Here is an 11,885-nt window from a genome sequence, read left to right on the forward strand (position 1 = left end):
GTGTGCCCCGTCCTCACGGGGTCGTCGGGTACAGCTCGGGGTCCTCCGCCGAGGCGGGAACTCCGAGGTTGCGTACTGCCTCGGTGGCAACCTCCCCGAAGAGGGGCGCCGCCGACTCCGAGGAGAGCACTCCGACCTTCGGATTGTAGAGCACCACGGCCACTGCCAGACGAGGGGCCTCAGCCGGGACGACCCCTGCCGTGGTCGAGACGACGCCGGGCACTCCGTCGACGAAGATGTCGGCGGTGCCGGTCTTGAGAGCGAGCCTGTACCCGTCGACCTTGGCGGGGGTGCCGGTCCCCGATTCGTCCTGGACGACGGACTCCATCATTCGCAGCAGTTGGGAGGCGGTGTCGGAACGCAGGACCTGCACGGGTTCGATCGGGTCGGACTTGTGGACCGTGCCGTCGGGCAGCGTCCAGGAGTCGATGATGCGCGGGTCGAGGCGCACCCCGCCGTTGCCGATCGTGGCCATGAGGGTCGCTTCCTGCAGGGCGTTGACCGTGTAGGCCTGACCGAACATCGTCACATAGCGGTCGCGTCCGACCCACTGGTCGGCCGGTCGCACGGTTCCGGAAGCCTCACCCGGCAACTCGATGCCCGTGGGGGCACCGAAGCCGAATTTGAGCATGAGATCGCGTCGTTCCTCGTCCGTGACCTTCTCGGCGATGAGCATCGTGCCGGTGTTCGAGGACTCGGCCAGGATGCCGGTCGCGGTCATGGGCACAGTGGGGTGCTCGTGGAAGTCGGTGATGGGTCCACCGGCGTCGGGCGGGGACAACGAGTAGGGCACGGTGAAGACGCTGGTCGGCGTTATCACCCTCTTCTCCAGGGCAGTTGCCACCGTGACGACCTTGCCCACCGATCCCGGTTCGAAGGCGTACTGGACGCCGGCCACGGGCTGGACCTTCGCGGGGTCGGGTGCGGTGGAGCCGGAGTCGGCCATGACGAGGACGCGGCCGGTGGACACTTCGGTGACGACGACCGTCCCCCAGTCCGCCTTGTGCTTGGCCACCCTCTCGTCCAACTTGGTCTGGACGAGGTGTTGCAGGTCGGCGTGCAAGGTGGTGCGAAGAGTCGCCCCATTGGTGGGTTCGACGGTGGTGCGTTTGCCGCCGGGGATGATGGCCCCGTTGGGGGCGATCTCGAAGGCTTCCTCACCTGGAGTGCCCTTGAGAAGGTCGTTGTACACGGCCTCCAATCCCTGCCCATGCCCTTCGGGATTGATCGTGCCGACGATGGGCGCGGCCGTGTTGCCATTGGGGTAGGTGCGCTCGTACACCGACTCCCATTCGATTCCGTGGATGTCCAACGCGCGGATCTTGCGGAAGGTCACCGGGTCGACGTTCTTCTTCAGGTACCGGTAGGTCGAGGTGCCGATGAGCATGCCGCCCAGCTCGGCCTCGTTCATCTCCAGCAGTGGAGCGAGGAGTTTGGCCGCCTCGGCGGCTCCGGTGCCCAGAACCGTGTCGGTGACCTCCCCGTCGACCACCTGGTAGTGGACCCACGCGGGAATGTTCACCTGGTTGACCGCCACATGGTACGCCTGAACGGAGTCCGCCAGGACCACGCCTGTGGCATCGGTGATGGAGCCGCGCCGAGGGGTGACCTCACTGACCTGGGTGCGCACCTTTTGTCCTTCGGCGGCCAAGGACTCTCCCTGGATCAGCTGCACGACGACCAGGCGCACACCGAGCAGTGACAGGGCCGCGAGGGCGAGAAGGGCGATCGCTCGGGAGCGTCGGGCGACAGAAGTCATCCCCAACTCCCCTTCCTGCACGTCATCGGGCGGGAACACCGCCCTCGACCGTACCGGTGGAAAGGCGGACGAAACCGTTGCGTCCCGCCGGAACCATGCCGGCGCCACGGGCCGCCTCCTCCAGGGCCACCGGGGAGGAGCGACGTTCCAGTTCGGCCACCATCGTCCAGTGGGAGGCCTCGAGTTCATTGAGTTTGAGCTGCTGCTCGCGCACCGCCAAGGCGGTTTCGGCCATGCGCGTGTTGATGATCATGGGCACGATGATCGCCACGGCCAGGACGACCAGTGTGATCAGGGCGGCAGAGACGAGTCCTCGCCTCGGGGCGATGCCTTCGACGACGAGAAGCTCCGGGGTGCGGACCTCCTCGCGCAGACGCTCGGGGCGGGAGGCGGGGCGGGTCCTCGCAGGTACGGCGCTCATGGGCACTCCTTCCAGGCTCTGAGAACTTCGGCGCCGCGCAGGCGGACCGAGGCGGATCGGGGGTTGCGTGCGAGTTCGGCCTCGTGGGCGCGACCCGCTCCGCGGGTGAGCAGACGCAGTCGTGGCTGCATGTCTGCCGGGATGACGGGCAGTCCGGCAGGGGCGCGGTTCTCGCTGCCCTGCCGCAGCACGTCCTTGACGATGCGGTCTTCCAAGGACTGGTAGGACTCGACCACCAAGCGGCCTCCGACCCTCAGCGATGCAAGTGCCCGGGGGACGGCCCTCTCCAGGATGCGCAGCTCGTCGTTGACGGCGACACGCAGGGCCTGGAAGGTCCGTTTGGCCGGGTTGCCGCCTGTGCGACGAGCGGGGGCCGGGATGGATTCGCGCACGATGTCGACCAGTTGCCCCGTCCGGGTCAGTGGTGTGCGCGCGCGTTGCTCGACGATGCGCCTGGCGATTCTCTGCGCGAATCGCTCCTCACCGTAGGTGCGCAGGATCCGCGTGAGCTCACCGGCGTCCAGGGTGCGCAGCAGGTCCGCAGCCGACGCTCCGGTGCTGGGGTCCATGCGCATGTCAAGGGGGGCGTCCTTGGCGTAGGAGAAGCCCCGGTCGGCTTGGTCCAGCTGCAGGGAGGAGACTCCCAGGTCCATGAGGACGCCGTCGACCAGGGCGTCACGTCCGTGCACGGCGGCGACCTCGTCGAGGTGGTCGTAGGTGGTGTGGACCGCTCGGAAGCGTGTCCCGAAGGGTGCCAGGCGTCGCACGGCCGAGTCGATGGCCTGCGGGTCGCGGTCGATGCCGACCACCTGCAGGTCGGGGAAGCGACGCAGGGCCCCTTCCGAGTGCCCCCCCATTCCCAAGGTGGCGTCGACGAGGACGGCTCCGGGAATGTCGAGGGCGGGGGCGAGCATGTCGAGGCACTCGTCGAGGAGGACGGGTACGTGCAGTGCTGCGGTGTTGCGCGTGTCCTCCATGGCACCTCCTCAAGGCTCGGATTCCCCGGAGCCATTCCGTGGACCGGGGTCCCCCACCGCGCTCCGGCGCCGGGGAAGTGGCGTCGGAACGTCGGGCGGAGACCTCGGCCCGCGGCTCAGAAGCTGCCGGGGAAGATTTCCTCTTCTGTCGTCGAGAAGGCGTCCTCCTGGACCGAGAGGTACTCGCGCCAAGAAGCGGCGTCCCAGATCTCGGCTCGGTCACCCACGCCGATGACGATGAGTTCCTTGTCGAGACCCGCGTACTTCCGGAGGTCCGCCGAGACGGCGATCCGTCCCTGCTTGTCCGGAACCTCCATGTAGGCGCCCGAGAGCATGACGCGGATCCAGTCACGCGCCTGCTTGGAGGACAGGGGGGCGCGACGCATCTGTGCCGTCATCTCCTCGAACACCTGGACCGGGAACGCGTAGATGCAGCGTTCCTGGCCGCGGGTGAGGACGATTCCACCTTCCATGCCGTTTCGGATGCGGGCGGGGAGGATCACACGTCCCTTGTCGTCGAGCTTCGGCTCGTACGTTCCGAGGAACATGTCTCACCGCCTTCCCCTGCGCGACATGTGCCACCACTTTAACCCACTTTCCTCCACCTGCCCTGGGGAGGATTGTGGTGTCACGAAGGAGCCCCTCCCAACACCCGCGTCATTTCAAGCAAAATGGCGGTTCTGTGATCGTGGAAGCACTTCTTGGACAACACCCCTTTCGGAGTGTCGCCCCACCCCCACCCCACCGCCGGCACCACCGACCCCTCACACAGGGCCTTCACCTGGACACACCCATCTTTGCGCAGGTCCAAGGATATTTGAAAGCAGGGGACACCTCAGGTATGACACGAACCAAGACCCACCCCGGAGGGAAAGGTGGAGCAAAGTGGAGGGTCCGGGTGGAGGTCGCGAAGGCTCCGGTGGGGAGAAGTGGGGGCCCTGGTGACCCCAGGGAGGTGCACTCATGGAAAGAATGCCCCCGATGTCACACTCGAGCTGAAAATGGGGGGAAATACCCATATTCGCGCGTCGCGCGTGACATCGGGGGCACAAAGGTCTGCGTCAGCGACAACTCACCCGTGAGAAGTTCCCGCAAAGGGGCCGGTCAGGAATCGCGGCGCTCTTCCCAACGGCGTTCCTGGTCCGCGATGAAGCGGGCCCACGCCGACGTCTGGCGACGACCACGAGGCTTGCGGGAGGAAGGGTTTCCGGCCCCGCCCGGCCGCAGGGCGAAGAGGACACCGCCGAGCATGAGGAGGAACGCGGCCACACCGAGGACGATCGAGGTCACACCCACGCCCAGCGACACCGCCCCGACCAGTGCGGCCAGCCCGACGGCAACCATGACCACACCCAAGGCGATCCGACGTGGGGACAGTGGCCCCGATTCACCGCCAGTGGCGGATTCTTCGCCCCGGGAGACGGAGGAGCCCGACGGGCGGTCCTCCATGCCCTTCGACATCTGGTGCGCGAGGTCAGGGTCGACCCGACGCAGCTCAGCCTCCATCTCCTCGAGAACCTGCTTCTCGTAGTCCGAAAGGGCCATCACGCACCTCCTCCTCATCGTCCCAAGGGCCAGCGTCAGGACAAGTCTAGTGCGAGGAGGCACCACTGCGCGATTCAGTCCGGGCCCTTGCGGAACTCGGATCCACAAGGGTCGCCGGTCGCAGTGCACCGGGGCCGAAACGAGCCGCGATCTCGTCCATGGCTCGCTCTGCGGCAAGGGGACGCCCGTCCTCGTCCAGGGCGACGAGGACCCCGTCCTCACGCGAGGACAAGCCCTCCACCCGTACCCCGAGCAGGCGGACGCCAGTGGCCGGAATCGCTTCCCGGTCCAGCAGGGTCCTGGCCGCCTGGGCGACCACTCGTCCCACGTCGGTCGGCTCACGCAGGGTCAGGGAGCGGGTGATCGTGTGGAAGTCCCCCGAGCGCATCTTCAACACGACCGTGCGTCCCACCATGCCGGCCCTGCGCAGTCGACGCACGCACGAGTGCGAGGCGTCCAGAACGAAGTGTTCGAGGTCCTCCCGCGAGCGCACGTCCTCTTCGAAGGTGCGTTCGGTGCCCACGGACTTGTCCTCACGACCCGAGCGCACGGGTCGTGGGTCCACGCCCATGGACAGGTCGTGCAGGTGATGGGCGTGGGCGGACCCCAGGACCCTGACCAGGCGCACCATCGGGGTTCGCGCCAAGTCACCGACAGTGACGATCCCCTCGCGGGTGAGCACCTCCTCGGTGCGCCCGCCCACCCCCCACAGAGCCCCCACGGGAAGGCCGTGCAGGAAGTCGGTGGTGGCCGAAGCCGGGACGAGGAGCATGCCGTCGGGTTTGGCGTGGGAGGAGGCGATCTTGGCCACCGACTTGTTGCAGGCCACACCCACGGAGGCGGGCAGACCCGTCTCCTGGCGGATGCGTTCACGTAGCAGGCGCGCGATGGAAGTGGCTCCTCCCAGGCGCAGCCGCGCTCCCCCGACGTCCATGAAGGCTTCGTCGATGCTCACCTGTTCCACGGCGGGGGTGACATCGGCAAGGATTCCCATGACCCTGCGCGACCAGCGTTGGTAGGCACCTCGACTGCTGGGGACCACGGTTGCCTGTGGGCACAGGGCCCGAGCCCGGGCGGTCGGCATGCCTGCGCGCACTCCGAGCTCACGCACCTCGTAGGTGGCGGAGGTGACCACTCCCCTGTTCCCCGTGCCTCCGACGATGAGGGGGCGTCCTCGCAGTGAGGGGTCCTCGAGCATCTCCACCTGGGCGAAGAAGGAGTCCATGTCGACGTGGAGGATCGGGGTGGCCGAGTCGTCGTCACCCCAGTTGCGTCGCGCGCGGGGATCGCGTGGGGCGTTGGACACCGTTCCTCCTGCCTCGTCTTCCCTTGCCCGGGCGGCGAGGGCGCCGACCGTCCCGGTCGGGCGTGCGGATACAGTGTCCCCCATGGGAGCGCGGGGCGGCAGGCGGGGCACACAGGTCCACGAGGTCGACAACGGTTCGGCAACCCTGTCGTGGGAGGGGTCGCGCGCCACCGTGCACCTCGACGAGGTGGAGTCCTCCTGCGTGGACATCGAGGATCCGACACGTCTCGAGTTCGAGTACATGCAGCACATGACCTGCGCCGTGGACGCGACCTTCGCCCCGGGCACTGCGCTGCGGGTGCTGCACCTGGGGGCGGCGGCCTGCGCACTGCCGTGGGCGTGGGCGAGGATGCGCCCCGGCTCGCGCCAGGTTGCCGTCGAGGTCGACGCCGCCCTGGCGGCCTTGGTGCGTGAGTGGTTCGACCTTCCACGCTCTCCCGAACTGCGCATTCGCGTGGGCGAAGGACGCACGGTCTTGCAGGCGGCGCGTCCCGGCACCTGGCAGGTCGTGTGTCGCGACGCCTTCGACCACGGGGTCGTTCCCGCCCACCTTGCGACCCTGGAGGCCGCCCGCTGTGCCCACGAGGCCTTGGTTCCCGGAGGGCTCTACCTGGTCAATGCCGCGCACGGGGGCCTGTGCGACGCACGGCCCGACGTGGCGGCCCTCCAGGAGGTCTTCCCGTTGGTGGTCACCGTGGCCGACCCGAAGGTGGGCAGGTCCGGCAGGCGTGGCAACGTCGTCCTCGTCGCCCAGAAGGCGCCTGAGGGGGACGAGGGCGGGATCGACGTCGACGAACTGGACCGGCTGGCGCGCCGGTTGCCCCTACCCGCCCGGATCAACGCGGGCGCCGGGCTGTCGCGGTGGAGGGCTGGTGCGCGCCCTGTCAGGGATGCCGAGGTCGGCTGGACCCCCACTCCGGGATGAGGCGACCCCGCCCACGCTCGGACGAGCGGGCCGACGGGCCAGGCGCCCCGGGTTCACTCGGAGTCGTCCCCGCGATCGGCTCGGTGCCGCCCTCCGCTGCTTCGCGGCCCGTTCGGGTTGGACCTGCGTTCGGCGACACGACGCAGGACCTCCTCGATGGAGTCGGCGGTCCCCGCCCCTGCCCCGTGGGAATCGTCGGCACCTTCCCGGGAGGCGTCCACCAAGGGCGAGCGACCGGCCGAGTCGGACTGTTGGGCGCGTTTGGTCATGTTCGCCAGATAGGCCTCGATGACCTCTCCGATGTCCTTGGTGGCCTCGGGACCGGCCGGCGCCTGGCTTCCCGCCGAACGCCCACCTCCCAGGGGATCGAGGGAAAGGGCACCCTCGACACTGGTCACCTGATCGTAGTGCTGCTCCAGGGCGGCCACCGTGCGGCCCACATCCGGGTTCTCGGCGATCAGATCGGAGATGATCTTCAGACCCTCGGCGGCCCCCCGCTCCAGGTCACCCACGGGCAGGCTCAGGTCCGCGAACTCCGAGAGGCGGGTGAGCACCGCCGAGGCGCCGGCCGGGTGCGAGTGCTCGGTGAGGTAGAAGGGGACGGCGGCCAGCAGGGAGACCCCGTCGATGCCCCGGCGTGCGAGTCGCGCCTGGAGGAAGGAGGACATGGGCGCCGGGAACTGGATGGCCGACATCATCTGTGGCTGTTCGGGCAGCAGCGCACGGTCGGTGGCCTGGACGTGCACGGGGGTGGGGCGTGTGTGCGGCGAACCGGCCGGCACACCGTGCAGGGACACGGTGACCTCCACGCCGCTGGCGTCAGCAAGTTCCCACACGGCATCGGCGAATGCCTCCCACCGGAAATCGGGTTCGGGCCCGTGGAGCAGCAGGAACGGGGTGCCCAGGTCGTCCCGCACGAGATCCAAGGCGATCTGCGGCATGAGCAGGTCGGTGGTCACCCAGTTCTTCACGGTCATGAAGGGGCGGTGCGAGCGGTAGTCGACCAATGCGTCGGTGTCGAAGGTCGCCACTCGCGCCACTTCGAGGGAGCGCAGGACCTGCGAGACGGCCATGTGCCCGACCTGACCGGCGTCGAGTGCGCCGTCGAAGTGCGTGACCAGGACGCGGGCGCGCGCACCGGCCTCCGGGCCTTCCTCGACCATGAGCTCCAAGGGTCTCCTCCTTCCCGCGTCCACCGTGGGCGGTGTTTTCCGTGGCCACCACGCTACCGCGCCCGGAGGGTCGGCGTCGTCCGCGCAGGTGCTGAGCAGCGTGGACGCTTCACCATTCGGTCCTCGCACTGTGGGGGCCGGTCGCGTTTGGCACAATGGATGACCGTCTTGTCCGCACGGCCGATCCCTCCCGGGGCAGCCGTCGACCTGGAGGTGGCATGTCCGAGCTCGTACATCCGGCCCACGCCGGCGCGGATTCGGTCTCGGAACAGGAGTTCGTCGACCGGGCCCACGCCCGCCTCGACGCCCTGAGGGCCGAATACCGGGAGCGTCAACGCGCCACCCACGCCTCCCACGGCGTGGGCAACGCCCAGGGGTGGACCGAGAGGGATGCCATCGCCGCGCATCTGGGTGAAATGGCTGCGCGCCTGGACCACGTGGAGGACCGCTTGGTCTTCGGCCGACTCGACATGGCCGACACCGAGGTCCGGTACATCGGACGCGCCTCCTTGCCGGACGAGGGTGGGGACCCCCTGCTCATCGACTGGCGCGCTCCAGCCGCCGCCCCCTTCTACAGGGCCACTGCCCTGGACCCGCAGGGGGTCGTGCGCCGACGTCATCTGCTCACCCACGGCCGGCAGGTCGTCGGGCTGGAGGACGAGTTGCTCGACGCCTCCGACAAGGCGGGGGAACACCTCGACCTGCAGGGAGAAGGAGCCCTCCTGGCGGCCCTCGGTCGGGCTCGCGAGGGCCGTATGGGCGACATCGTCGCCACGATCCAGGCCGAACAGGACAGGATCATCCGCGCCGACGGGGACGGGTTGTTGGTCGTCCAGGGCGGGCCGGGCACCGGCAAGACGGCGGTGGCCCTCCACCGGGCCGCCTACCTGCTGCACGCCAGACGTGAACGCCTGGAACGCTCGGGCGTCCTGGTCGTCGGCCCCTCCCGGGTGTTCCTGCGCTACATCGAAAAGGTGTTGCCCTCCCTGGGCGAGACCGGAGTCGTCTCGCTGACCGTGGGCGACCTGGTGCCCGGAGTGCGGGCTCGCGGCGAAGAAGCGGTGGAGGTCTCCCGCCTCAAGGGACGCAGCGCCTGGGTGCGCCTGCTGGCCCGCGCGGTGCGCACCATCGTCCGCATCCCCGAGGGCGACCAGGTCCTGCAGGTGTGGAATCGCAAGGTCACGCTGCGCCGCGAGGACGTGGTCAGAGCGGTGCGCAAGGCCCGTCGCAGCGGTCGCCCCCACAATGTCGCCCGTGAGGCCTTCGCCCTGGAGCTCATGGAGGTCCTTGCCACCCGCCTGGTCGTCGAAGCCGGAGACGCCACCTCCGAGGCCGCCGTCGACGGCGACGACCTGTCGACTTGGACCCAGGAGGTACGCGATTCGATCGATGCGCGCCGCACCATCAACCTCGCGTGGATGCCGACCTCGGCCATGACCCTCCTGGAGCGCCTGTGGGCCAAACCGGGTCTGCTCGCCCGCCTCAATGACGAGGTCGGTTCTCCCTTCTCACGCGCCGAATTGGAGCTCTTGTCCCGACCGCGAGGCTCCGCCCTCACCCAGGCGGATGTCCCGCTGCTCGACGAGCTCGAAGAACTCCTCGGTACGACAAACGTCCTGGAGGACCAGTCGGCCAGACAGCGATCGCGCACCCACGCGGCCGAAGTCGAACGAGCCCGCGAAGCCATGGAGTCGATGAACCTCGGAGGCGGAATCGTCACAGCTGAGATGCTCGCCCGTTCCGCGACCGCCGCCGACGACCTCGAACCCATGTCCGAGCGTGCCGCCAAGGACAGGTCGTGGACCTACGGGCATGTCGTGGTCGACGAGGCGCAGGACCTCGGGCACATGGCGTGGCGCGCCCTTCTGCGCCGCTGTCCTTCGCTGTCCTTCACCGTCGTCGGAGACCTGGACCAGGCACGCGGTGAGTCCCGGCCGCCCTCGTGGAAGGACGCGTTGGGGCCTGCGGCCAGGGCCTTGGCCGGCGAACACGTCCTGTCGGTCTCCTATCGCACCCCGCGCACACTCACCCTGCTCGCCGAGGACGTCCTGGCCCGCGCGGGCGCACCCGTCCTGCACCCGACCACCGCCGTCCGTGAGGTCGAGAACTGCTACCGGAGCCTGCACGTGGACGGCCCCGGGGCGCCCATGGCCCGCGAGAAGGACCCCTTGTGGGCGCTCGCCCAGGAGGCCGTGGACCGGGCGCTGGCCCGACTCGACGAGGCCGAGGGCGCCGGACGTGGCCGCATCGCCGTCCTTGTCGCCGGTGCGCGCGCACACGCGTGGGACGCCGACACCGTGGGCACCTCCTCGCTGGAGGATCGGGTCGCCCTCCTGTCCGCCACCGCCTCGAAGGGCCTCGAATTCGACTCGGTGGTCCTGGTCGAGCCCGCGGAGGTCCTCGCCGACGGGCCAGGCGACCTCTTCGTCACCCTGACCCGGGCCACCCATGACCTCACAGTCGTCCATTCCCGCCCCCTACCTGCGGGAATGGAGGAATGGTCCACCGAATGAGCCCACGCCCGGCACGCCGGGCCCCTCTGGCACGATTGAAGCATGACGCGTGCACTGCTCCTGGAGAATCCTCACCCCATCGCCGACGAAGCCCTGCGCAAGGCGGGGATCGAGGTCATCCGGCACACCGGGGCGATGGACGAGGGAGAGCTCATCGCCGCCCTGGAGGGAGTGTCCTACTTGGGGTTGCGCTCGAAGACGAATGTCACCGAGCGGGTCCTCAAGGCACGCCCTGAACTACGGGCCATCGGCGCCTACTGCATCGGCACCAATCAGATCGACCTGGCCACCGCCACCGCATGCGGCATGGCCGTCTTCAACGCGCCCTATTCGAACACCCGCTCCGTGGTGGAGCTGGCCATCGGCCACATCATCAATCTTTCGCGGCGCGTCACCGTGAAGAACTCCCGCCTGCACCGCGGCATCTGGGACAAGTCGGCCGACGGCGCGCACGAGGTGCGCGGCCACACGCTGGGCATCATCGGTTACGGGAACATCGGCAAACAGCTGTCGATCCTGGCCGAGGCCATGGGCCTGAACGTCATCTTCTACGACCTGGCCGAGAAACTCGCACTGGGCAACGCCACCCAGATGCCGACCTTGGAGTCGGTGCTGCGAGAGGCGGACATCATCTCCATCCACGTCAACGGTGCGCCCGCCAATGCGAATCTCTTCGGTGCCACCGAGTTCGCCCTCATGAAGAAGGGGGCTCTCTTCCTCAACCTGTCCCGTGGCTTCATCGTGGACATCGAGGCCCTGCGTGAGAACCTGGTCTCCGGGCACTTGGCCGGCGCCGCGCTGGACGTCTTCCCGGAAGAGCCCAAGGCCAACGGCGACCCCTTCTCCTCTCCCATGGCGGGTCTGGACAATGTGATCCTCACCCCGCACATCGGCGGCTCCACCGAGGAGGCCCAGTACGACATCGGGCGCTTCGTGAGCTCCAAGATCGGGGACTTCCACACCTCCGGGTCCACCGACATGAGCGTCAACCTGCCGAACCTACAACTGCGATCCTCCGCTTCGGCGCTCTTCCGCATCGCCCTGGTCCACCGCAACACTCCTGGTGTGCTGGCCCTGGTCAACCAAGTCTTCGCCGAGTCGGGGGCGAACATCGAGTCGCAGATCCTGTCGACCTCCGGCTCCACCGGATACGTGCTCACAGACATCTCCTCAGAGCTGCCTGTCGAGGCGCTGGCGGCGATCGAAGGGTTGGAGGACACGATCCGACTGTCCGTCACCAGAGCCTGAGTGTCGCTGGCCGGGTGCT

General features: G+C 68.5%; 10 protein-coding genes. 3 read left to right on the plus strand and 7 right to left on the minus strand.

What is annotated here, in order from left to right:
- Positions 1-13 precede the first annotated feature (13 nt).
- From I6B53_RS07300 to dinB, 6 genes are all read right to left on the minus strand, one after another.
- The gene (locus I6B53_RS07300) at positions 14-1,759 is read right to left on the minus strand and encodes a penicillin-binding protein 2 (RefSeq protein WP_216763621.1); all 1,746 of its coding nucleotides are present in this window, start codon (positions 1,757-1,759) and stop codon (positions 14-16) included.
- 22 nt (positions 1,760-1,781) lie between these two features.
- Positions 1,782-2,180, minus strand: a complete 399-nt coding sequence (locus I6B53_RS07305; RefSeq protein ID WP_216763622.1) for a hypothetical protein — start codon at positions 2,178-2,180, stop codon at positions 1,782-1,784.
- Positions 2,177-3,157 (minus strand): 16S rRNA (cytosine(1402)-N(4))-methyltransferase RsmH, encoded by a 981-nt coding sequence (gene rsmH / locus I6B53_RS07310; RefSeq protein WP_216763623.1) that lies wholly within the window; start codon positions 3,155-3,157, stop codon positions 2,177-2,179. The genes I6B53_RS07305 and rsmH overlap by 4 nt, the downstream gene beginning before the upstream one ends.
- 116 nt (positions 3,158-3,273) lie before the next feature.
- Complete coding sequence (gene mraZ / locus I6B53_RS07315; RefSeq protein ID WP_216763624.1) at positions 3,274-3,705, minus strand: division/cell wall cluster transcriptional repressor MraZ; 432 nt, start codon at positions 3,703-3,705, stop codon at positions 3,274-3,276.
- A gap of 556 nt (positions 3,706-4,261) precedes the next feature.
- Complete coding sequence (locus I6B53_RS07320; protein WP_216765400.1) at positions 4,262-4,702, minus strand: DUF3040 domain-containing protein; 441 nt, start codon at positions 4,700-4,702, stop codon at positions 4,262-4,264.
- A gap of 46 nt (positions 4,703-4,748) precedes the next feature.
- Positions 4,749-6,008 carry a DNA polymerase IV gene (gene dinB / locus I6B53_RS07325; protein ID WP_216763625.1) on the minus strand — a complete coding sequence of 420 codons (1,260 nt, stop codon included), beginning with the start codon at positions 6,006-6,008 and terminating at the stop codon, positions 4,749-4,751.
- A gap of 82 nt (positions 6,009-6,090) precedes the next feature.
- On the opposite strand from dinB, the gene I6B53_RS07330 reads away from it, so the two are divergent.
- Positions 6,091-6,933, plus strand: coding sequence for a spermidine synthase (locus I6B53_RS07330; RefSeq protein ID WP_216763626.1), 843 nt, complete (start codon positions 6,091-6,093; stop codon positions 6,931-6,933).
- A 53-nt stretch (positions 6,934-6,986) separates the two neighbouring features.
- On the opposite strand, the gene I6B53_RS07335 is transcribed toward I6B53_RS07330, so the two are convergent.
- Positions 6,987-8,096: a PAC2 family protein gene (locus I6B53_RS07335; protein ID WP_216765401.1), complete on the minus strand. Its 1,110-nt coding sequence runs from the start codon at positions 8,094-8,096 to the stop codon at positions 6,987-6,989.
- Between the two features lie 227 nt (positions 8,097-8,323).
- On the opposite strand from I6B53_RS07335, the gene I6B53_RS07340 reads away from it, so the two are divergent.
- Both I6B53_RS07340 and serA read left to right on the plus strand, forming a co-directional pair.
- On the plus strand, positions 8,324-10,618 hold the full coding sequence (locus I6B53_RS07340; RefSeq protein ID WP_216763627.1) for an AAA family ATPase: 2,295 nt from the start codon (positions 8,324-8,326) through the stop codon (positions 10,616-10,618).
- 42 nt (positions 10,619-10,660) lie between these two features.
- On the plus strand, positions 10,661-11,866 hold the full coding sequence (gene serA, locus I6B53_RS07345; protein WP_216763628.1) for a phosphoglycerate dehydrogenase: 1,206 nt from the start codon (positions 10,661-10,663) through the stop codon (positions 11,864-11,866).
- The last annotated feature ends 19 nt before the right edge of the window (positions 11,867-11,885 follow it).

This window comes from Schaalia sp. 19OD2882, assembly GCF_018986735.1.
In the GTDB taxonomy this organism is placed as follows: Bacteria; Actinomycetota; Actinomycetes; order Actinomycetales; family Actinomycetaceae; genus Pauljensenia.

Coding starts and splice junctions, on each gene's coding strand:
- I6B53_RS07300 (WP_216763621.1), bottom strand. CDS start 1,759: ATGACTTCTGTCGCCCGACGCTCCCGAGCGATCGCCCTTCTCGCCCTC.
- I6B53_RS07305 (WP_216763622.1), bottom strand. CDS start 2,180: ATGAGCGCCGTACCTGCGAGGACCCGCCCCGCCTCCCGCCCCGAGCGT.
- rsmH (WP_216763623.1), bottom strand. CDS start 3,157: ATGGAGGACACGCGCAACACCGCAGCACTGCACGTACCCGTCCTCCTC.
- I6B53_RS07330 (WP_216763626.1), top strand. CDS start 6,091: ATGGGAGCGCGGGGCGGCAGGCGGGGCACACAGGTCCACGAGGTCGAC.
- I6B53_RS07320 (WP_216765400.1), bottom strand. CDS start 4,702: ATGGCCCTTTCGGACTACGAGAAGCAGGTTCTCGAGGAGATGGAGGCT.
- mraZ (WP_216763624.1), bottom strand. CDS start 3,705: ATGTTCCTCGGAACGTACGAGCCGAAGCTCGACGACAAGGGACGTGTG.
- I6B53_RS07335 (WP_216765401.1), bottom strand. CDS start 8,096: ATGGTCGAGGAAGGCCCGGAGGCCGGTGCGCGCGCCCGCGTCCTGGTC.
- serA (WP_216763628.1), top strand. CDS start 10,661: ATGACGCGTGCACTGCTCCTGGAGAATCCTCACCCCATCGCCGACGAA.
- I6B53_RS07340 (WP_216763627.1), top strand. CDS start 8,324: ATGTCCGAGCTCGTACATCCGGCCCACGCCGGCGCGGATTCGGTCTCG.